The following is a 21,680-nucleotide window of genomic DNA, read 5'->3' on the forward strand; positions in this document are numbered from 1 at the left end:
GCAAACTGGGATTATCCATGGTGAGGCGGAAATCACCATGGCAGAAGTGTCCAAAGCGAAGGGCAAACCGGTCACTTCAGGCCACTGCCCAAGGGGCCCCGGGGTTGCTATCATTAGCCCCCATTTGCAAAGAATAACCAGAAAACAGGATCGCCATGCTCAGCTTTCTACCCGCCCCCGTGATTGGTGTCATCAATTCCATCCTGCTGGGAATCAACACCCTGTTCTGGTGCATCCTGCTTTACATCCCGGCCATCCTGAAACTGATTATTCCCATCACCGGCTTCCGGGTGTTGTGCACCAAGGTGATTATCTGGATTGCCGAGGCCTGGGTGGCCTGCAACACCGGCTGGATGAAGCTGACCCATGGCACGAACTGGGACGTGAAAGGGGCCGAAAACCTGAAGCGGGAAAGCTGGTACCTGGTATTGGCTAATCACCAGAGCTGGGTGGATATCTTTGCCATGCAGCGGGTGTTCAACCACCGGGCGCCGTTTCTCAAATTTTTCCTCAAGCAGCAGCTAATCTGGGTACCGGTCATCGGTCTTGCCTGGTGGGGCCTCGATTTCCCCTTCATGAAGCGCTACACCCGGGAATATCTGATCAAGCACCCGGAGAAGCGGGGCGAGGATCTTCGTTCAACCCGCCGGGCCTGTGAGAAGTTCCGCTATACCCCGGTGAGCGTCATGAACTTTGTGGAAGGCACCCGCTTCACCCAGGCCAAACACGACAAGCAAAAGTCGCCCTACAAGCACCTGCTGACACCCAAGGCCGGCGGTGCCGCCTTCGTACTCGACGCCATGGGGGACTCTATCCAGACGCTGGTGGATGTGACCATCGCCTATCCGGGTGGCGCACCCACCTTCTGGGAGTTTATCTGTGGCCGGGTGAAGGAAGTGAAACTGGAAATCCACACCGTTGATATCCCGGACCACCTGAAAGGCCGGGATTACTCAACGGATGCGGAGCACCGCCGAAACGTGAAGAACTGGCTCGGAGAGATCTGGACGGCAAAGGATGAACGTCTATCCGTAATGCTGCGTCAATAATTGGCGAGCGCGTCTGATAATTCTGGATAAACCTGCGCTGCGGCCGCCATTGCCTCGTTAAAAGTGGGCTCATTGCCGTAGGTCAGTGTCAGATAACGGGCCATGTCTGCCAGAGAGCGAAAGCTCTGATCGGAGGTCGAGCGAATGTAATCCCAGCCTCCCGAAGCTTCGATGGCTGCGTCGCGACCGACCGACTTGCCAAGGCTTGACCCGATCATGCCGCCAATGAATCCACCGAATGGAACAGAATCGAGTGCCTGCTCGGCGGCATAGGCGCCAGCTGCGGCGCCAACGCCTGATCCAACGGTTGAGCCGATGTTCGCGTTAATCGCCTTGTTGACCCATTCTGCGGTGACGCCATCACTGGTATAGGGGCTCATAAAGTTCCCGCTGGTGCCTTCTATCACCAAAGATCCGGCGGCCAGCCGCGCTTCGGCATTTTGCCGCATTTCGGGCTGGGCCGTTTCCCGGGAGCCAAATCGCGCCCGTGTGATTGTCACCTTCCGGGTGATCTCGCTGTTGGCTGGTTTGATCACCAGATCGACGGCCGTGCCCGGTTCTCCTGAAATTCTCGAGGCCAGCTCGTTGAGCGACATACCGCTTACCGGTTGCGGCTCATCCCTCAATTCGGCAACCGCGACCAAAAGGTCCCCTTCGCTTAATTGACCTGTTCGATAGACAGCGCCGTTCTCAACCACCTTGGCGACATACCACTGACCACCTCTATCTTCCACCTGTATACCGATTCGTCCATCACCGATCTGAGGTCCGAACGAGGCGCAACCCAGAAGCATCAGTGTGCAGACTGAAACGAGATTGAACGGCAGAAAATGCTTTAAAACGCGGGTTATCATGTGAGTCCCTACGGTGGTTGCGCAGTTACGGGCCAGGGTTTTTACAGCGCCTCAAGGGTTTGAAGCGCCAGCTCCTGGCCTACATCCTTCAACGATACGCGCCTCTCACGCTTCTCAAAGCCGCGGTCGGTGGCGACCCAGCGGCGATCTTCCTCGGTTTCGGGCGGCATGCCATTGGAGCTGACCAGGGCGGCCACCGAGCCGTCTTTGACGCTGAGTACGCGAATCTGGAACTGATCAGCGGCCACTTCGCTGAGCACCAGAAGATAATCGGCGTGCTGATCCAGCGCGCGCATTTCGAGGCGGGCCTGGTCCGGTGACAGTCGTTCGAAGGTGCCGTCTTCGAGTGCGTTATCGGTGATGCGCATGATCGCGTTTCGGTCGACGACTCTGACGCCTGCGCGGCTCAACTGGGAGACGAAGCCGCTTTGCAAATCAAAGGCTGGTGCAGCAGGCCCCGAGCTGCGCCCGGAGCGGGTTTCACTTTGCACCGCCGCGCGGGATTCGCCGTCCAGGTTCAGATCCCCCTCCGGTACTTCGCCACGCACGCTGCCGGTGCCGGATACCACCACCCGGCGGCGGCTAGCCCAGTCACTGATCTGGTCGTTGAACGCCCGGTTCCAGAAGATGGCAATTCGGGGGTTGGTCTGTCCCAGGCCCGCAGTGAAACGGTCGAGGATCGTTTTGGCCGATTCCGAACGTTGAGGCGCGTTCGCCTCATTGACGAGATCGTCCGCGGTCAACGGCTTCTGGGCCGGCGCCATCATCGGCGCTGCTTCATGGGTCTGGCCGGCGGCCAGGGCAAAACCTGGCGCCAGCAAAGGCACGCAGAGTGCCAGGGCAAATCGCTTCATCAGTTGAGCTCCCGGACTTCCACGCGATACTGCAGAGGTTGCGTGGTGGTAGACAGTTCACGATAGGTAGCGATGCTGTTGGCCGGGATGGTCGAGCGCTGCCAGGTCGGTTTCACATCGGTGGGTACGCCGTCCTGATCGAAGAACTGGGTGCGGGCTTCGATCCGGTAGTCGTAATCCGTGTGGTTGCGCAGAACCACGTACACCTCTGTGGTTCCGGTTGCGGTCGGCCGTTGGCCGTGCTGGACCAGTGACAGTCGATAGCGTTCGCCGTCCTCCAGTTGGCCAAAACCGCGGGTGTAGGTGCGCTTCAGGTTGTAGTCGGTGAATGCCACGGAGTTCATGGTGATGGGCGCGGTGCGCTCAATCAGGTCCGTGCTGCTGGCGGATTTAGCGGCACAGCCAGACAGCAGACCCAGACAGATCGCCGCTGTGGCCATGGATTTAATCAGTGTTTTCATTGGGTTCCTCCGGAATCCGGACGGCGGGACGTGGCAAAGGCCAGGCCGGCCCCGCGACCATCAAATTTGAATTCGGTAGTGTCGGCAAGGCCTGGCACAGGCTGACCGTTTTTATCCAGGAAGCGGACAGTGACCGGATCGCCCTCGGCGGCCGTCACGGGCAACAGATGTATGGTGTCGGGAAGGCCCTCCCAGTACCGGATATCTGCCCGGGTATTGGCGGACGCTGACATACCTTCCGCCGCAACGCTGATCAGGCTGATGGCAGCGTATCCGGCGCCAACGGCACCGCCGGCCGCACTACTGAAGCCGGCCAGCATGCTGTCCTGGCTGACGCTGCTGAGGGTTGAACCGACGGCCCGGGTATTTTCCTTGAACTGGATCTGGCCCTCTACAATCCGATCGATAGCCCGGCCCCCACGAGTGGAGGCCTGGAAGAAGATATCTTCCATGGGGTACAGCGCGGACCATTCCTCACCGTTGCGGACTTCGGCAGCCACATCCCGGAAATTCTTGCCACGCCGATAGACCAGCTGATAGTGGCCGACACCGTCACCCAGTTTTCTGGGGGACTTGCCGGTTTCCACGATCAAAAGCGCGTTGTCGTCGGCTTCCGGGATGGGGGCGTCCGGCCGATAGAGTTTCAGTTCCTCGAAATGCTCCCGTGCGAGCTGGTCACTGCCCATCTGCATGGCGGACCAGCCAGCCAGGTACAGCAGCAGTGCGAAGTCAGTACTGTTCTGCTCCTCCTCGGCAAACGCGTCTTGCAGCAATCCAGCCAGGAAGCTGGCTCGTGCGTTGCCGTAGTCGCCTTCTTCCAGGTAAATCAGGCCCAGATACAGGTAGACCATGGCGCGCTCATAGGGCTCGCCCTTGAAGTCCTTTTCGGCTTCTTCGTACCAGATGCTTCGCGCCTTTCGCGCGGCGTCACTGTCAGCATAAACATTCTCGATCTCCAGGCGTGCCTGGGTCAGCGTGTTTTTTGCTTCCTGTCGATAGCCGGCACGGTATGCCTTGACCCCGATCTCCATCAGGTTCAGGACCTTGTTCCGTTGGCCTTCCTCGAAGAGGTTCTGGAAGTCGGCCTGAAGAACCGCGGGTTTGCTCTCTATCAGCGATTGTTCGGCCGGTGCCAGTGCTGCCCGATCGTAGACTTTCGGGCCGCTGGCGCAGCCAGCCAGTGTGCCGGCAATCGCTGTCGCCAGCACCGGCTTTAGCCAGGTTTTATCGGTAAACCACATTGTCACGGGCCGCCTTTCTCATTTCATAGAGTCCGCTCCAGACGATGGTGCCCAGCTCAAGATCGACCATCTCGAAGGTGACCTGGCTGTACCGGGACTGGGTTCCGGTGTTTCGATCGATGGCATCCAGTGACGAGATGCGGCCCCCAAGGCGGAAATCAGCACCTGCCTGGGCCGCGGTCTGACGAATGGTACCGCCATCTACCGCGCCATCCCGCTTGAGATCCCGTTCTTTCTGGACCATGTCGGAGAAGTGACGACCCACGAAGATCATCCGACCGTTGGCGGCGCGATTCAGTTCGATGCGCAGGCGATCGGTCAGCATATTGGTGTTGATCACGGAGGTGCTTTCGTTCTTGATGTATTCGTTATCGATAATGATCCGGGGTGGTGTTGAGCGACCGGTGAGCATCGGGTTGGCCAGCATGTCGCGCATCATCTGGTCGGTCATCGCGACCACGTCCTGGCTCTCGATACCGACGCCGCCCACGCTGCCTGTGGTGGATACGTCCTCATAGACGCTGGGCTTGCCCTGTACGTTTTCGATCTTGCTGGCACAGCCGGAAAGAACCAGGGAAGTCAGTACCAGAGCGCAGGCCGGTTTAAAGGTGTTTTTGCTGAACATGTATATCTCCAATTAGGTCAGTAGGCACGCGCGAGGGCTTCTGCCAATTCCGGGTAGATCTGTCGGGTGGCTTTCATGGCATCTGCAAAGTTGCCGGTGTGGCCGTATTTTGCCTTCAGGTAGCGAGCCATGGAATGAATGTCATCAAAGCTGCGGTCTGAGGAGGCGCGAATGGCTTCCCAGCCGCCTGAGGCGCTGATCGCCGTTTCCCGACCAACAGACTTGCCGATTTCAGCCCCCACGGCACCGCCGAGGAAGCCACCAACGAAAGGTATCTGCTCCAGGGCCTTCTCTCCTGCATAGGCGCCTGCCGCGGCTCCGAGTCCCGTGCCAACCGTCGCGCCAATGTTGGCATTGATGGCGGAGTTTACCCACTCAGCCAGAACATCATCACTGGTATAGGGGCTCATATATTTGCCGAGATTGTCCTGGCGCACCAGCTGTTCAAGCAGTTCTTCTTCGGTGGGAATCCGGATGTTGCCATCCTTGTCGCGAAGTTTACCGGTTTTCGCGGCGGCCAACAGCTGGGCGGAGGGCGCTTCATTGGTCATGCGATCGACGAGTCCGTCGGGCAGGCCCGCTTCTTTCAGCAACTCCCGATGCGCCCGGGTCATGCCGGTGTAATAACCGGACTGAATGTCACCAGTCTGTTCCGGATAGGCATTAAGCATGCGTACCAGCAGTTGATCGGCATCGACACCGTTGGCGAGTTGTGTCTTCAAATCAATGCCACGCAGACCCTCCGGACCAATCAACCAGGCCTGGTAGCGGGCAGGCAGCAGCTCGACGTAGCCCGGTACCTGGCTGTTGGCGGCGTGGTAGGAAAGCGTGTCGGTTTCAGGGGCCAGTTCAATCAACCTGAGGACAGCCGAGGGGCGATAGACTGAATTGGCTCCTCCCGCATTCAGATAGGCGGCAATGTCGGCGGCAGTTTGCGGGTTTGCCTGCTCGAAGTCCCTGCGTTGCTGATCGATTGTTGCCAGGACGCTGTCCTTGTGGTGATCGGTGATGAAGTCTCGTGCCACCGCCTGCTCGGCCGCTTCATCATTCAGTGACCCCATGAACATCATGGGCGTCGGGAAATACAGGGACAGGTAGGAGTCAATGGAATAGGTAACGCGGCTTTCCAGCAAGGTCTCACCTTGCCAGCTCAGTGCGTAGACATCCTCGTACTGCACCTCATCGTAGTAGGGAATAAGTGACAGGGTGACCATGTAGCCGAGGAAGCTGGCGCCATTGAAGCCCGTCGATCCCTTGGTTTCTGTGGTCCGGCTGACGACTACCTGGGGAGCTGTGGGGGATTCCGGAACAAGCCAGTCAGGACGCTCATCTCCGACAATGGTGAAAGGGACTGTCCCTGTATCGTAGGAGCCTGTGCTGTTGGCGCTCACGCTGCTCCGGTCAAACTGGTACACCTGACATCCTGCCAGTAAAAAGACCGTGGCAAGGCTGACAAGCGCTTTCCCGACGGCGGAGGCCGCTATGGCTTTTTTCAGTAAGGTTTGAAAACGACTGAACTTCATTTTGATACCCAAATTCCACTGGTTGTAATGAGTCCGGTACAGCGACACTCCGGAATTCGGGTAAATGTATAAACAATTTTTAATGACCCCGTCTTGCCTCAGGCGCACCATCATGAGGCATGGGCCACTGTGGCATGGTTCGGGCAGGAAGGTGTTTTTTCTAACTAAATGAAATGTATAAGATTCTTGGGGGCTTTCCGGAAATATAGAGAAATGAAAAACAATGCAAAAATTTGTTAACCACGCCAGAAACAGGCCTTGCTGAGGCGTTTATCGTTCACTGATCATCGTCTTCAACCTCATCCGGATGCTCCCGCTTGTAGCGTTCCCACTCTTCCCAGTCATGAGGCGTTCCCGCATGGGGCCGGCGGAGGTGTTTGGCGTGCTCCATGGCGTTGTGGCGGAGGCTGTGGTCCCGTTCTTCCTCCTCCTTGTCGAAACCGTACTTTCTGAGAAATTCGTCAGGGCTGATGGGCATGGCGCACCTCCATCAAAGGAACATGTCCTGAATGATACGATGCGCCCGCCAGCGTGGTTTTTCAACCGTCTTTGGAACTGGATCCGGTGGCTATCTCCTGCGCTTCCACCAGCTTGAAATTAATCTGCCTGCGTTCTTCGTCTACCCCGGCAAAGCTAACCGTCACCGGCTGCTCCAGCTGGAAGATGCGCCCGTTCTTGTTATGGATCAGGCGCAGGGTGACCGGATCGAAGCTGTATTTGCCGGCCAGGTCCTTGCAGCTGACAAACCCTTCCAGCCCGTTGGCGTCCAGCCGCACAAAGAAACCGGCGGGCACCGTGCGGCTGATCACCCCGGTCATGGGTTCTTCGCTCAGTGTCTTGGCAAAGTCGCTCTTGAGCCAGGCTTCCAGGCTGTTTGCCGCCTGACGGGCGCGGATCTGGGCGGCTTGCAGGGCTTCAAGCTGATCCTCGGTCAGGGGTTTCATGGGAGTATCCCACAGCGCCGACTTGATCAGCCGGTGCACGTAAAAGTCCGAGAACTTGCGCAGTGGCGAGGTAAACGTGGTGTAGGCATCCAGGCCCATTCCCTGGTGAGGAGCCGGCTTGAAGCTCAGCTCGGCCCGGGCAAGCTGGCGGGACAGTATGGCCTTGACCGGTACCTCGGCTTCCAGGGCGTCGGTTTCTTTCATCAGTTTGCGGAAGCCCTCGGCCTGATGGGCATCAACCCCGGACAGGTGTGGGGCGTGGCTGTCGAGCAGCGCCCGGATGTTATCGGCGCGATCATCCCGAAGCCCGGGGTGCTGGATAAACAAGCCCGCTGTCTGGTTGGCAAGAAAATCCGCGGCGCATCGGTTGGCAGCAACCATACACTCTTCCACCAGGCGGTGGGCTTCGTTCTGAATAGACGGCTCGATCAGCCGGATACGCTTGTTTTCATCCAGGCGGAGCCGGAATTCCGGCCGGTCGCCGCTCAGCAACGCATGCTCGCTGCGCCATTTCCTGAGCGCTGTCGCTGCCTGGTGCAATTGATCCAGGCTGTTGGCAACGGCGTCCGGGAGCGCCTTGATCTCATCGTCTTCCCGGCCTTCAATCAGGTTGGAGACCAACTCGTAGCTGAGCTTGCCCTTGGACCGGATAACCGCCTGGTGAAAGCTGTAATCGCCCAGGCTGCCATCGTTGTTGACCTGCAGATCACACACCAGAGCCAGGCGTTTCATATCCGGCATCAATGAGCACAGTCGGGTGCTGATGCTGTCCGGCAGCATGGGCAGGGGCTCGCCCGGGAAGTAAATGGCGGTGGCGCGATTGAACGCTTCCTGCTCCGCCGGGCTGTCGGTCTCGATCACGGCGGTCGGGTCGGCAATGGCAATCGACAGGGTCCAGCCGGTGGCGTTGGGTTCGGCCAGCAGGGCGTCGTCCATGTCTTGGGTGCCCGGGCTATCGATGGTCACATAGGGTCGGTCCGTGCGATCTTCCCGCCCGGCTTCCCGGGATTCAATGTCGCTGTCACTGAGGCTGTCGGCCTGCGCGCGCACCGCATCGGGCCAGGTGTCTGCCAGATCAAACGTCGCCAGGGTGAAGGAACGTTCGATACCGGGTTCCCCGGCCTTGCCGATCACCCGCAGGACCCTGGCCTGGCCTTTGCCGTCCTTGATCGGATGCCGGTGAATCTGGCAGTAAATGTAATCGTCCTGCTGGGCGTTCATCCGTTCCTTGGGGGGAATGAAGATCCAGCGGTTGATACCCGGCGTCTCGGGTACCACGAAATGCCCTTTGCCCTTGATCAGATAGCGCCCGACAAACGTGTTCAGGCGGGTTTCCAGCAATTCGTCCACCACGCCCTGGGTTTTGCCTTTCTCAACTTCCTGCTCGGTGACATTCACCCGGTCCCCGGGCAGCACTTTCTGCATTTCCTCAGGTGGCAGAAAGACGTCCCGGCCCTCGTCGAGCGTAACGAATCCGAAGCGGCCATTGGTGGCTTTGACCGTCCCGGGAAACACCACCTTATTGTCCTTGATATCCGATTTCAGCTGGCGCAACTGGCTGAGGGCGTCGGCATTGAGCATGAAGTAACCTGGCTGGTAGAAAAATGGATGATGGGGCGGAGTATAACGGTTATGGCGGTATGAGTCAGACCTGTTACGCCGGGTTAATCTCCGGGTCTTCCGAGACGGTGATACAGACCCGATTGCGCCCCTCATGCTTGGCCTGATAGAGGGCCCGATCCGCGTGACGAAGAATGGTGTCACTGTTATCGCCGGGCAGGGCGAAGTAACCACCAACACTCACAGTGACGGCAGTCCCGGTTTTGCGGCTTTCCTGTTCCACGGATTCGCGGATACGACGGGCGATACGGCCCAGGGTCTCCGGGTCGCAGGGTGAGAGCAGAACCACGAATTCGTCGCCGCCCCAGCGTCCGGGATGATCGTAGGGGCGAACGCCGGCTTTCAGCCAGAGGGCAACGCGGCACAGGATCTGATCACCGGCCTGGTGGCCAAGGTTGTCGTTGATGCTCTTGAAATGGTCGATGTCCAGCCAGATCACGCCAAAGCCGGACTCCTGGCGGCGGGCCCGCTGGATTTCCTCATCCAGAACCTCGTCCAGGCCCCGACGGTTTTTCAGACCGGTGAGGGGGTCAACCCGGGCCAGTCGATTCAACTCGTCGGTTCGCTGTGCGACTTTTTCCTCAAGTTCCCGGGTGGAGTGACCCAGGCTCTGGGTCATTTTCTCGAAGTGATCGGCCAGCCAGCCGATCTCATTATCCGGCTTATCCAGCCGTGGCAGATCAAAGCTGCCTTCCCGGACTTTTTCCACGGCGTGCTCCAGACTCATGATGGGCTTGAGAATCCGGGTCTGGATAATCAGGTGGAACAGTACCAGGGTGATCAGCAAGGTGCCAAGGAACACGGCTACCAGCGGCCACAGATAGCTGGTTGGCAGGAGGGTGTTGAGGTCGAGCAGGGTGATCTCAAACCAGCCAATGGCCGGGAGGAAGGCAACGCCGGCCAGATGCTTTCGGCCATCTACGGTCACAAAGCCACTCTCCACCTGGCCTGCCTGGTCACTCCGCTTCTTGAGCAGCTGCAGCATACCGAGGATCTGCTGCTTGTCCTGGGGATCATCGAACAGCAGATCGACGGTGTTCTTCTGGCCTTCGGGTTTGATGATACTGGCGAAGTCGATGTAGTTCCGGTCGCGGTACAGCTGGATGGCACCGTTGTAATCCACGAACAGGGTCGTGATGCCATCCTGACCGATGTCGACAATATCCTGCAGAAAAGCGTCCAGGCTAAGGCCGGTGCCGACCATGCCGACGATCTGGCCAGCCTCATCGCGCATCAGCACATCGATCCAGAGTTTGGTGACACCCAGCTCCGTATCCGGGTTTACGTTGAGGTGAAAGTCGCGACCTTCCTCAATGAGTTGGAAGAACCAGGCGTCATCGGGTTTTTCTTCATCGAGAACATACCGGAACTGGTTGCCAGCGTATTCGTTCTCTTCGTTGTTGTAGTAATAGTGACCATTCTGGACGAGGGCAACGAAGTAGTTGTTGTCCCTGAAATTGGAGCGAAAGCTTTCCATCTGGCGGATGGCTTCCGCTTGGAGCGCGGCGTCATCCGGATTGGCGGCCCAGTTGATCAGGGCGGACGAGCTTGCCATTTGTTTGGCCAAGCCGATTTCCCGCTCCAGGGATTGCAGCAGGCGGGCGCTGTCGTAGCGCACCTGTATTTCCGCGACCTGTTGGCCCCAGCGTTCGATGATGCTCTCGGACAGCTCCCGATAGGCCAGCCACGAAGCCGCAGAAGCCACGATGATGAGAGTGGCAGCCAGACCAAGGATGCGGGTTTTAAGACTCAACGAGTATCCCTCTCGGATTTTCCGGGTTTCTGGGCGCCAATGATAGAACACTGGTTAACCAGAGTGTAGGAAAAACAGACAGGGATAGGTGTAAACCGGAAGGAAAAAGCGGTAGCAAGGGCCGGTAAATGCCGGCCCTTGTCTGGTGATTCCCGTTAATTGTGCTGGGAAAAGATTCGGGTCTGTCCCGCTTCGTTGAACAGGATGACCTTGTAATGATCTTTCCGGTCGCCCATCTCCATGCCGGGTGACCCTATAGGCATCCCGGGTACGCTCAGGCCGGTGGCCCGGGGTGCTTCGCTGATCAGGCGTTTGATGTCATCGGCTGGTACGTGGCCTTCAATGACGTAATCGCCGACAAACGCGGTATGGCAACTGCCAAGACCGGCAAGCAGACCTGCGTCGGCTTTGATCCTGCCCATATCGTTGGTGTTGGTCGCCTCTACCTCGAAGCCATTGTCTTCCAGGTGATCAATCCAGTCTTCACAGCAGCCGCACGTGGGGGATTTGTAGACGTGGATACTCTGGGCAGCGCCGGCCGCCACCGTGGTGGTGCTGAATCCCAGGGCAGCCATCAGGCCAAAAGCCAGGGTGTGTTTTTTCATGGCAAGTACCTCAGTGGTGATGTTGATGTTCACTTGAGCCTGTGTCGTCAGAACCGGAAAGCCAGAACCACCAGACGATGGCTGTCATCAGGGCAAGACCTCCGACGTTGACCAGTAGTGTTTCCATCAGTTCCGCTCCTGTTGCTGTTTTGGATCACTGTCGCTGTCGCTCCGTTCCAGGCGGTGACTGGTCCGGAACAATCTCAGGCGGTTGGCGTTCGAGACTACGGTGACCGAAGACAGGGACATGGCAGCGCCGGCCAGTATCGGGCTCATCAGTATTCCCCAGACAGGGTAGAGCAGGCCGGCGGCCACCGGAATACCCATTGTGTTGTATACGAATGCGCCGAACAGATTCTGGTGAATGTTCTTCACAGTGGCGCGGGAAATCTCGATGGCATCGGGAACGCCGTGGAGCGAGCCTCGCATCAGAGTGATACCGGCGCTCTCAATGGCGACATCCGTGCCGGTGCCGATGGCAAAGCCGACGTCTGCCGCCGCCAGGGCCGGCGCATCATTGATGCCGTCGCCGACCATAGCGACTGTGTGGCCCTTGCCGCGCATTTCACTGACCACCTCGGCCTTGTCTTCAGGCAGAACTTCCGCGCGATAGTCATCGATGCCGGCCTTTTTCGCGATGGCTTTGGCGGTGGCGTCGACATCGCCGGTCACCATCATCACCCTGATGCCGGCGTCGTGAAGACGCTGGATGGCCGCCTTGGAGTCCGGTTTGATGGCATCGGCCACTCCAATGACGCCCAGAGCCTCATTGCCCAATGCCAGGAACAGGGGCGTGCCGGCTTCTTCGGTAATCGAGCGGGCAGCACCTGCAAGGTCGGCAAGTTCCACACCCTCGCTTTCCAGCCACCGCCGGTTGCCCAGGCGCAGTGGCTTGCTTTCGAATTCGCCTTGTACGCCCTTGCCGTTCAGGGCTTTAAAATCGGTTACCTTCTCGGGATCAGCCTGCTTCTCTTTGGCCTTCGCCAGGATGGCTTCGGCCAGAGGGTGTTCTGAGTGCTGTTCCAGCCCGGCCGCCAGGGTCAGCAGGCGCTTCTCGTCACCGTCGCTGGCGTGAAGCCGCGTAACCGCCGGATGGCCCTCGGTAATGGTGCCGGTCTTATCCAGAATGACCAGATCCAGCTTGCCCGCGGTTTGCAGGGCATCACCCTGGCGGATCAGCGCGCCGTATTCAGCGGCCTTGCCAACGCCGACCATCACCGACATGGGTGTCGCCAGGCCCAGAGCGCAGGGGCAGGCAATGATCAGCACCGTGGTGGCGGCCACCATCATATGAACCACCGCAGGTTCTGGTCCGACGTTGTACCAGACCAGCGCCGCCACGACAGCAATCAGCATGACCGTCGGCACGAATACCGAGGAAATCTTGTCCGCAAGACGTCCAATAGCGGGCTTTGAACCCTGGGCTTTTTTCACCAGCTTGATGATCTGGGCCAGCGCGGTTTCACTGCCCACCCGAGTGGCCTCATAGACGATGGAACCGTGTGTGTTCAGCGTGCCGGCGGACACTTCATCGCCTTCCGACTTGCTGACCGGCATCGGCTCGCCAGTGAGCATGCTCTCGTCAATGCGGGTCGAGCCTTCGGCGATCAGGCCATCCACCGGCAGTTTTTCCCCGGGCCGGACCCGGATACGATCGCCCTTGCGGACCTCCTCGACCGGAATGTCCTGCTCTTCCCCGTTGCGAATCACCCGGGCGGTTTTCGCCCGCAGGTCCAGGAGCCGGCGCACCGCCTCCGAGGTTTTGCCTTTGGCCCGAAGCTCCAGCGCCTGACCCAGATTGATCAGACCGATGATCATGGCCGAGGCCTCGAAGTACACATGACGGGCCATCTCCGGCAACGCGCCCGGAACACTGGCCACCACGATGGAATAGAGCCAGGCGGTTCCGGTACCCAGGGCAATCAGGGTATCCATATTGGCGTTGTGGTGCCGGAACGCCTTCCACGCGCCGGTATAGAAATGCCCGCCGGTGGCGGCCATCACGATCAATGTCAGCACACCCAGACCGAGCCAGGTACCCTGATTGGCGTCGGTCACCATCATGGTGCCGAAGCCCATACCCCAGACCATTAGCCCAAGCCCCAGGCCCAGACTGACCGCCATCTTCACCAGCAGTGACCTGTATTGCTTGCGGTCTTCCTCCTGCTTCCGGTCGTCGGCTTCGTCCTCGTCTTCGATGACGCTGGCGCCATAGCCGGCACTTTCCACTGCTTTCACCAGTGCCTCAGGGTCGGCATCACCTGTGGCCGTGGCGGTATTGTCTGCCAGGTTCATATGGGCATGGTGAATACCCGAGACGGACATCAGGGCTTTTTCAATCGTGTTGACGCAGGAGGCACAAGTGGCACCGGTCACCGACAGATGAACCTGCCCGTCGGCCGCTGTTGCCGATTCAGGGCTCGACTGAACCGATTCTTCGGTCACTGCATGGTCTTCGGAATCGTCGCCGGCAAGGTTCTCGCTCTTGTTCCCGGAAGCACAGCAACTGGCTGGCTGGGCATCTTCCTCGAAAGGCTCGGCAGGATAGCCGGTCTCGGTAACAATACGCGCCGCCTCAGCGGCATCCACTCCCTCCGGCAAGGCCACCGTCTGGTTTTCCAGATCCACTTCAACCAGCCCGGTATCGCCGGTCAACGGCTCGAGCGCATTGCGAATCTTCTTGGCGCAGCCTTGGCATGAAGCCCCGGAAATGCTCAGCGTGGTTTGCAAAACAGGTGTGTCAGTCATCCAGAATCACTCCTCGTTCTGTTCGCTTGCCCCGCAACAGGGCGCCGGATCATCCCAGTGTTCGATCAACCGGCAAATGGTATGGCCATCGGGCGTGCCATCCGGCATGTCCTGCCAGGCAGCCAGCGCGGCGGTCATCCGCTTGCGCAACTGCTGCAGCTCCCGAATCTCCCGCTCAACTTCCGCCAACCGGTGCTGGAATACATCACGAACCATCGGACAGGGCGAATGATGATCGTCCGCCTGATCCAGAATCTGTCGAATCTCCGGCAAGGAAAATCCCAGCTGCCGTGCTTTCCGGGCAAATCGAAGCCGCCGGAGATCCTCGGCATCAAACTGCTGGTAGTTATTCTCAGGGTTACGGGTCGGTTTCAGCAGGTTCTCGCGGGTGTAGAACCGAACCGTATCCGGGTTAACGCCGGCGGCTTCTGCAATCTCTTTTACTTTCATCGTCTTGTTCTCAACGTGCCAAAAATAGTGGCTTCAGGAACCAAAGACTGAAGTCAGCGGAGTGTTGAGGTGGGTACGGCTTCCGAAAATGCTCTGAACCAGGGAAGGTTCAGAGCAAGCGTACAGGGACGTATTCACAGCGGTTTTCGGAAGCCGTACCCACCTCAGCACGGCAAACTCCAAACCAGTAGGATTAGACTAAAACCTGTGAGCAACTCACAGGTCAAAGGTTTTCTTCGGAGGAAAATCGAGGAAGGGTTATTAATCCCGCGAACGCAAAAACGTCCCGCAGGTCTTGCACTGATCCGGCGCCATCAACTTCGCCTGCCAGCCAATTTTCTGGCCGCAGGCCGGACAGGCCAGCTTCAGCTGCAGAACAATGATCGGCGTGATCAGGGCAGCGATCAGAACGCCCAGAGGGCCCCAGCTTTCACCACTGGACAACCCCAATTGACTGCTGAACACCAGAATGATGGTCAGCGCCACAAACGCAAAAATGAAATAGTTCCGGTTCCAGCGTTCCCACTGGCGGATCTTCTCGTCCTGTTCCGGAGTCAGGTATTGGGCAGCCATAGAATTTCACCAGAATGATTTACCCGTATCTTGGGGACGGGCCGCAGCAATTACAATCCGGAATCGGCCGTAATATCTGCCACCAGAACGCCCGAGGCCAGCGCCTTTTCAAGGTCTGAAACCGGAATCGGTCGGCTGATCAGGTAACCCTGGGCAAAGTTACAACGGTAGCTCTTGAGGAAATTCAGCTGCTCCTCGGTTTCAACCCCCTCGGCCACCACCTCAATACCCAGGTTATGAGCCAGGTTGATGACTGCCCTGGTGATCACTGCGTCGTCATGGCGCTCCGTGACTTCCGTGATAAACGACCGGTCGATTTTCAGCAGATCGACCGGGAAATCTCGCAGGTAACCCAGGGACGAATAGCCCACACCGAAGTCATCGATAGCAAGGTGCACTCCCAACTGGTGCAGACGGGACAGCTGATTCAGGTTGTGCTCGATATTCTGGATGAAAATCTCCTCGGTAAGCTCAACCTCCAGACGATCGGCCGGCACATTCTCCGCCGCCAGGGCTTCCCGAATGTGGTCGACCAGATCTTCGTCGTCCAGCTCCCGGCCGGAAAGATTGACCGCAATGCGCAAGTTCTCCTGCGGCGTGCCTCTCCACGCCGCCAGCTGCCGACAGGCTGCGAGGACCACCCAGCGGCCAATATCGGTGATACGCCCACTCTCCTCCGCCAGCGGGATGAATTCCACCGGCGGCAGAAGCCCGCGGCGCGGATGGCGCCAGCGGATGAGCGCCTCGACACTCTGGATTTCACCGGTGTCCAGGTTCAGTTGAGGTTGGTAGAAGAGCACGAATTCATTGTTGGCCAGGGCCTGGCTCAGATCCTTGTCCAGCTCAAGGCGCATGACCTCGCGCTCCTGCATGCCCTCGGTATAGAACTGGTAGGTATTTCGGCCCTGTTCCTTGGCGCGGTAGAGGGCTATGTCTGCATTTCGCAACAGTGTATCCGCGTCCAGGCCGCTTTGTGGGTACACCGCAATACCCATGGTGGCGGTAATGCTGTGGGACTGGCCCTGAACCTCGAAGGGCTGATCAAAGCACTGTTTGATCTGACCCAGCAAGTGGATGATGTCATCAATGTCGTCCACCTGTTGCTGACAGAACATGAACTCATCGCCCCCGGAGTAGGCCACCAGCAGGCGTTCGTTGCTGAGACGGTTCAGGCGCTCGGACACTTTGATGAGCAGTTCGTCCCCGAACTGGTGGCCGAGGGAGTCGTTGAGCGTCTGGAAACGGTCCAGATCCAGCATCACCAGGGCAACCTGGCGCATCTGGCGGTCGGCAATGTTCAGGGTGTGGGACAGGTCCTCCATAAAGAACCGACGGTTGGCCAGCCCGGTGAGAGTATCGGTGGATTCCAGCCTCGCCAGATCCTTCTGAATGGCCGTGCGCTGCTCGATTTCCTGGTCCAGCTCCCGGCGGGTCTTCAACAGGGCCCGGTTGCGTTTCAGGATGAGTTGCACCAGCAGAGTGGTCAGGCTGGTCAGCAGGCCCATTAACAGAAACGTGGTAAAGGTCAGCGCTGGCCAGTGGCTGTACTGGCTTTCCACCCATTCGGTGGACGGGCGCAGGGTCAGGGTCCAGTCCAGTGTTGGCAGATCAACCGCTTGTTCTCGAGAGAAATCGCCACTGACCGGCTGCGACGCGTTCAGCTCATAGCTCACTTGTCCGGCTTCGAGGATTTCGATCCGGAAAGACTCCAGCACCCGTTCGGTGAGAAGCTGGCGGGCCAGCACTTCCATTCGGAATACCCCCGCCATGAAGCCGTTGTTCTCGGGGCCGGCACCCACTGGCGCATAGATGACCATGCCCTTGCCGCCCTGGCGCAAATTGATCACACCGGAAAGATCCCAGGTGCCGGACTGCTTTGCCCGCTCCAGTGCCTGGCGTCGCTCCTCGTTGAAGGCGACGTTGTAGCCAATGACCTCTTCATTGTCGGTGACTGGCTCCAGCCAGCGAATGATGAAATCGGAGTCAATCCACTCGATGGCCTGGTAGACGCCGAAATCGTCGAGGTAGTTGCGGGCATCCCGTCGCCATTCCTGTTCGGTTTTGGAAGGGTCTGTCTCCAGGCGTTTGGCCATGCGCCGGATTGCTTCGGCGTGTATAAGGAATTCCCGTTCAAGGTGATTGGCCATGGCCCTGGCTTCGTTGGCAAGGTTTGCCTCAACCTGATTCCTGTCCTGTTGTACCAGGCCATAGCGCAGGCCGGCTGCGAGGCCGAGGAAAACCAGGAAAATCACCACCGGAAACGCCGGGCTCAATAGGCCCGAAACCACAGCTTTGGGGGGTGATGCAGGTTGATCCACACATTACTCCGTGACTTGAGCGGGTGTTGCTAACTGATGGGCTACACCCTCGCAATTATGAGGCATATCGACTGATAAACGCCATCAATTGAAGTGCTGGCAAGGGCGCACAGCGCCGATCGGAGTTCGGTGCAGTCGGCTGGATTTACGTCGGAACCACATGGCTCTACCAGTCTTCTGTTTATGTCCGGTGATTATGTCAGACCTGACAGACCGGTTACAGAAGAGTGCCGGAAGTGTGACGTAGTTCCTGATTCAGATCAGGTTTCAGGGCTGTTCGGCAACCCTGCGAATACCCAGACGGGGGATTTCCTGCTTCGGGCAGCGATCCATTACAACCTTCAGCCCCGCAGCCTCTGCCCGGGCTGCACCCTCGTCATTGACCACACCAATCTGCAGCCACACCACCGGGATGTTGAGTTCGATGGCCTGGTCGATGACGGCGTCGGTGCGTTCCGGTGCCAGGAAAAGATCAACCATGTCTACAGGTTCCGGCAGACCGTTAAGGTCGGCGTACACGGTTTCACCGAGTAGCGTCTTGCCTGCCAGACGGGGATTCACCGGGAGGATCCGGTAACCCTGGTTCTGAAGGAACTCCATAACTTCGTGAGAGGGGCGGCTGGTCTTCTCACTGGCGCCCACCAGGGCAATGGTTTTGACCGTCGTCAGGATGTCGCGAATCTGGTCCGGGGTGTTGCTGGGCATGTTGCTGGCAGAGCCTCTTTGAATTAACGGTGTGCCTGAAGACATACAGACACGGACTCCGCGTAGCGTAGCGCGTGAGGCTTGTCGATTTCCACTTCGGCCCACTGCACCGCCTCATGCTCCATAACGATTGTCAGAACCTCGTGGGTCAGGCGTTCGAGAAGGGCAAACCGGTTGCCATCCACATGATGGATGATCTGCTTGGTGATGGTGCGATAGTTCAGGGCGGCCGAGATTTCGTTCCGGTTCACCGCCTCAGAGGCATCGTACGTCAGCGCAACGTTGATCAATACGTCCTGCTGATTGTTGATTTCCTCTTCCTTGATGCCGATGTAGGCTCTCAAAAGAAGATCCTTGATGCGGACCTTTGCGAGATGATTCCCGTGAACGTCTGTCATGCGGCCTCCCAGTGGTCAGGTGCTTCAGCGGTTGTTACTGATCAGGGTCAGAAACTCGGTGCGAGTTGCCTGGGATTTACGGAACTGCCCCAGCATCATCGACGTCTTCATGCGGGAATTCTGTTTCTCCACGCCCCTCATCATCATGCACATGTGCTGTGCCTCGATAACCACCGCCACACCCTTCGCACCGGTTACGCTCTCGACGGCTTCGGCAATCTGCCGGGTCAGGTTTTCCTGGATCTGCAGGCGACGGGCGTACATATCGACGATGCGAGCGAATTTGGAAAGTCCCAGCACCTTGCCAGCGGGCAGGTAGGCGATGTGACACTTACCGATGAACGGCAACATGTGGTGCTCGCACATGCTGTACAACTCGATGTCCTGTACCACGACCATTTCGTCCATGGCCGACTCGAATACCGCATCGTTCACCAGGTCGCCCAGATCCTGATTGTAACCGCAGGTGAGGAACTGCATGGCCTTGGCGGCGCGCATTGGAGTGTCTTGCAGACCCTCGCGGTCCGGGTCTTCGCCCAGGCCATCAATAATGGCACGAAAGTGTCCGGAGAGGTCGTCAAGGAGTTTGCTCATAGTCATTTCCGGTTAGCAGTGTCTTACGAGGGCCAAAGCTTAAGGCAATTTGCCCACCATCTCTACGTTTACGACGTCATTGCAGGAAAAGACCACTCTGGCTGACCCGCCCGGCGGTCTGGGCAGTACGGCTATGGCAGTGGGGGCTGCTTTGTTCTACAGTTTCAGGCTGTAAATGTTCGCCGGGGACAATACATGGAAGAGGTGATGCCCACCGTCGGTGGGGGTTCCGCCGCAGCGCGCGTGGAAGGCACCCTTGAAGGGTGGCAACAGGGAGGTAAGTGGTTCAGTTTTGAGGGACATGCCATTTTCAGTCGGATGGCGGGCTCGGGGGAACCGCTGGTGCTGATCCATGGCTTTCCTACCGCCAGCTGGGACTGGAACCGTGTCTGGCCGATGCTGGTGCAGCACAACAACGTTTTGACGCTGGACATGCTGGGCTTCGGCTTTTCGGACAAGCCCTCCAACTACGACTACAGTATTGAAGACCAGGCCGATCTGTTCCAGGGCTGGATCGAGGGGCTTGGCCTCCCGTCGGTGCATCTGCTGGTTCACGATTACGGTTGCAGTGTGGCCCAGGAGCTATTGGCGCGGGAGCAGGAAGACGGACTGCCTTTCCGGATTGCCAGTGTCTGCTTTCTCAATGGTGCCCTTTTCCCGGAAGTCCATAATCCGTTGCTGATTCAGAAGCTATTGAGAAGCCCCTTTGGCGGCTTGATCAGCCGTGGTCTGACCCGGCGCAGTTTCGAGCGCAACTTTCGCCGCCTGTTCGGCAGCCAGAATCCGCCGGATCGTCAGGACATGGAAGACTTCTGGCACCTGCTGACCTACAACAATGGTCGGGGCATCCTGCACCAGCTGATACAGTTTATGGAGGAACGTCGATGTCATCGGAATCGTTGGGTTGGCGCTCTGCAGAAGGCGACGCAACCGATGCGGCTGATCTCAGGTACGGCCGACCCCGTCTCTGGCGCCGGCATGGCGCGTCGGTATCGCGAACTGATACCGGAGGGCGATGTGGTCACCCTGAGGAACATCGGGCATTACCCTCATTTTGAGTGCCCCTGGGAGGTTTTCAGCGCCTACCGGGAATTTCGTAAACGCTGCGAACAGTAAAGGCGAAACGGTAGGTGCTGTACTTCAGCCCGACGCTGAATCGGGCATGTCCTCGGCGCCCCGGCCCACAACCGGAAGCGGTCGAGCGGCATTGACTACCTGGTTGCGACCCCGGGATTTCGCTTCGTAAAGGGCCTGATCAGCCCGGTTCAGCCAGATCGACCAGGTCTCGCCCTTGCTGACTTCAGCGACACTGGCACTGGCAGTCACCTTGATATCGTCAAGGAATGGCCGGGCACTGATGCTGGTCAGAAGCTGGTGGGCAAGGGCATCTGCGTCTTTTTGCCGGGTTTCCGGTAGCACGATCATGAATTCCTCGCCCCCGATCCGGAACAGCTGATCGCTTTCCCGAAGTCGTTTGCGCAAACGCAGAGCCATTTCGGTGAGAACCTTGTCACCGGCCAGGTGGCCCCACTGATCGTTGATGGTCTTGAAGTAATCCAGATCCAGCAAAATCAGGCTGGATACCCGCTCATACCGTTCCCGCATCTGAATCTGGCCGTTGAGAATATCGGCAAGTTGCGACCGGTTCAGGCAGCCGGTCAATGGGTCGGTGGTGGCCAGTCGTGTGAGTTCTTGCTGAAGTTTGCCTACCAGAAACGCAAAAATCATGGCAAACAGGCAAGTCAGGCCGAGGGAAAAGGTGATTCTCCAAAAGTCGGCTTCGGGAAAGCGGAGGAACGACACGACCGCCATGACAACCACAAAGACGATGTTACTGCCGATGGCTTCCCTCAGCGGCAGCAGGAAAAACAGGGCCGTAGCGGCAGGGTAGGCCCAGTAAAGGCCAGCGTGGCCATTTATATGTGTCGAATAGGCGGCACTAACCACCGCGAGCAGAGGGAATAATCGGCCTTTGAGGAAATAGGTGCCGCGCAACCGCAGAAACGCGATCACCAGAAGGGCATTGACGCAAAAAAGCACCAGTACGGAAGACAGCAGGTAGTGGGATTGCTGCCATTGAACCATTACCAGCGGCGCTACCGCGATGAACGCCCAGAAGTGCAGGTGGTAGACCAGTTGGCGTTTGAAGCCGAGCACCGCGAGCGTCGGATTGCTTGCAAAGGTAGAGGGTGGTACCGAAAAATTCACAGCATACTCCTGCTGTCAGAGTCGTATCCGCCCGCGTCCTGTGTCGGGAGTGTAGTGAAATCTAGCATGGCCATTGGTTTAATTAAGCAGATAGTGCTGTTTATGACCACCATTAGTTTTGTTCAGTTGGCCGGGCATCGTCCACTTCGCTAAACTC

Annotated in this window: 20 protein-coding genes; 2 read left to right on the plus strand and 18 right to left on the minus strand. The window is 58.3% G+C overall.

The annotated features are described in order from the left end of the window. Positions 1 to 155: 155 nt before the first annotated feature. Positions 156 to 1,049 (plus strand): acyltransferase, encoded by an 894-nt coding sequence (locus WA411_RS03260; protein ID WP_291904718.1) that lies wholly within the window; start codon positions 156 to 158, stop codon positions 1,047 to 1,049. Here WA411_RS03260 and WA411_RS03265 read toward each other — a convergent pair. The 17 genes from WA411_RS03265 to folE all read right to left on the minus strand — a co-directional run bounded on the left by WA411_RS03265 (position 1,043) and on the right by folE (position 19,321). Continuing rightward, positions 1,043 to 1,903 carry a S41 family peptidase gene (locus WA411_RS03265; RefSeq protein WP_291904716.1) on the minus strand — a complete coding sequence of 287 codons (861 nt, stop codon included), beginning with the start codon at positions 1,901 to 1,903 and terminating at the stop codon, positions 1,043 to 1,045. The two genes, WA411_RS03260 and WA411_RS03265, sit on opposite strands and share 7 nt — an antisense overlap. Positions 1,904 to 1,944: 41 nt before the next feature. Next, complete coding sequence (locus WA411_RS03270) at positions 1,945 to 2,757, minus strand: hypothetical protein (protein WP_291904714.1); 813 nt, start codon at positions 2,755 to 2,757, stop codon at positions 1,945 to 1,947. Further along, positions 2,757 to 3,218 carry a YcfL family protein gene (locus tag WA411_RS03275; RefSeq protein WP_069182304.1) on the minus strand — a complete coding sequence of 154 codons (462 nt, stop codon included), beginning with the start codon at positions 3,216 to 3,218 and terminating at the stop codon, positions 2,757 to 2,759. Before WA411_RS03275 ends, WA411_RS03270 begins: the two co-directional genes overlap by 1 nt. Then, a complete protein-coding gene (locus WA411_RS03280; RefSeq protein WP_291904712.1) occupies positions 3,215 to 4,459 on the minus strand; it encodes a hypothetical protein in 1,245 nt (414 codons plus the stop codon). The genes WA411_RS03275 and WA411_RS03280 overlap by 4 nt, the downstream gene beginning before the upstream one ends. Then, positions 4,443 to 5,084, minus strand: coding sequence for a penicillin-binding protein activator LpoB (locus WA411_RS03285; protein WP_069182302.1), 642 nt, complete (start codon positions 5,082 to 5,084; stop codon positions 4,443 to 4,445). Before WA411_RS03285 ends, WA411_RS03280 begins: the two co-directional genes overlap by 17 nt. A gap of 17 nt (positions 5,085 to 5,101) precedes the next feature. Further along, positions 5,102 to 6,499 carry a carboxyl-terminal protease-like protein gene (locus WA411_RS03290; RefSeq protein WP_291904709.1) on the minus strand — a complete coding sequence of 466 codons (1,398 nt, stop codon included), beginning with the start codon at positions 6,497 to 6,499 and terminating at the stop codon, positions 5,102 to 5,104. A gap of 385 nt (positions 6,500 to 6,884) precedes the next feature. Continuing rightward, positions 6,885 to 7,085: a hypothetical protein gene (locus WA411_RS03295; RefSeq protein ID WP_069182301.1), complete on the minus strand. Its 201-nt coding sequence runs from the start codon at positions 7,083 to 7,085 to the stop codon at positions 6,885 to 6,887. A gap of 61 nt (positions 7,086 to 7,146) precedes the next feature. Beyond that, positions 7,147 to 9,132, minus strand: a complete 1,986-nt coding sequence (locus WA411_RS03300; RefSeq protein WP_291904707.1) for a ribonuclease R family protein — start codon at positions 9,130 to 9,132, stop codon at positions 7,147 to 7,149. A gap of 73 nt (positions 9,133 to 9,205) precedes the next feature. Next, on the minus strand, positions 9,206 to 10,924 hold the full coding sequence (locus tag WA411_RS03305) for a diguanylate cyclase (protein ID WP_291904705.1): 1,719 nt from the start codon (positions 10,922 to 10,924) through the stop codon (positions 9,206 to 9,208). Positions 10,925 to 11,079: 155 nt separating this feature from the next. Beyond that, positions 11,080 to 11,529 carry a DUF411 domain-containing protein gene (locus WA411_RS03310; RefSeq protein WP_209399475.1) on the minus strand — a complete coding sequence of 150 codons (450 nt, stop codon included), beginning with the start codon at positions 11,527 to 11,529 and terminating at the stop codon, positions 11,080 to 11,082. Positions 11,530 to 11,655: 126 nt separating this feature from the next. Then, on the minus strand, positions 11,656 to 14,277 hold the full coding sequence (locus WA411_RS03315) for a heavy metal translocating P-type ATPase (protein ID WP_291904702.1): 2,622 nt from the start codon (positions 14,275 to 14,277) through the stop codon (positions 11,656 to 11,658). Positions 14,278 to 14,283: 6 nt separating this feature from the next. Further along, positions 14,284 to 14,727 carry a MerR family transcriptional regulator gene (locus WA411_RS03320; protein ID WP_069182296.1) on the minus strand — a complete coding sequence of 148 codons (444 nt, stop codon included), beginning with the start codon at positions 14,725 to 14,727 and terminating at the stop codon, positions 14,284 to 14,286. A gap of 261 nt (positions 14,728 to 14,988) precedes the next feature. Beyond that, positions 14,989 to 15,300, minus strand: a complete 312-nt coding sequence (locus WA411_RS03325; RefSeq protein WP_069182295.1) for a hypothetical protein — start codon at positions 15,298 to 15,300, stop codon at positions 14,989 to 14,991. Between the two features lie 50 nt (positions 15,301 to 15,350). Then, a complete protein-coding gene (locus tag WA411_RS03330; protein WP_069182294.1) occupies positions 15,351 to 17,618 on the minus strand; it encodes a putative bifunctional diguanylate cyclase/phosphodiesterase in 2,268 nt (755 codons plus the stop codon). Positions 17,619 to 17,885: 267 nt separating this feature from the next. After that, positions 17,886 to 18,323 (minus strand): CoA-binding protein, encoded by a 438-nt coding sequence (locus WA411_RS03335; RefSeq protein ID WP_291904697.1) that lies wholly within the window; start codon positions 18,321 to 18,323, stop codon positions 17,886 to 17,888. A gap of 23 nt (positions 18,324 to 18,346) precedes the next feature. Beyond that, the gene (folX, locus tag WA411_RS03340; protein WP_064229586.1) at positions 18,347 to 18,721 is read right to left on the minus strand and encodes a dihydroneopterin triphosphate 2'-epimerase; all 375 of its coding nucleotides are present in this window, start codon (positions 18,719 to 18,721) and stop codon (positions 18,347 to 18,349) included. Between the two features lie 24 nt (positions 18,722 to 18,745). After that, entirely contained in the window at positions 18,746 to 19,321 is a 576-nt protein-coding gene (folE, locus tag WA411_RS03345) for a GTP cyclohydrolase I FolE (RefSeq protein WP_227514428.1), read from the minus strand. A gap of 189 nt (positions 19,322 to 19,510) precedes the next feature. On the opposite strand from folE, the gene WA411_RS03350 reads away from it, so the two are divergent. Further along, the gene (locus WA411_RS03350) at positions 19,511 to 20,431 is read left to right on the plus strand and encodes an alpha/beta fold hydrolase (protein ID WP_291904693.1); all 921 of its coding nucleotides are present in this window, start codon (positions 19,511 to 19,513) and stop codon (positions 20,429 to 20,431) included. Positions 20,432 to 20,455: 24 nt separating this feature from the next. Here the strand turns inward: WA411_RS03350 and WA411_RS03355 are convergent, their stop codons facing one another. Next, positions 20,456 to 21,523, minus strand: a complete 1,068-nt coding sequence (locus tag WA411_RS03355; RefSeq protein WP_291904691.1) for a GGDEF domain-containing protein — start codon at positions 21,521 to 21,523, stop codon at positions 20,456 to 20,458. Positions 21,524 to 21,680 lie beyond the last annotated feature (157 nt).

Origin of the sequence: Marinobacter sp. CH_CUG1437-1, assembly GCF_037029655.1 — a bacterium.
Classification (GTDB): domain Bacteria; phylum Pseudomonadota; class Gammaproteobacteria; order Pseudomonadales; family Oleiphilaceae; genus Marinobacter; species Marinobacter salsuginis.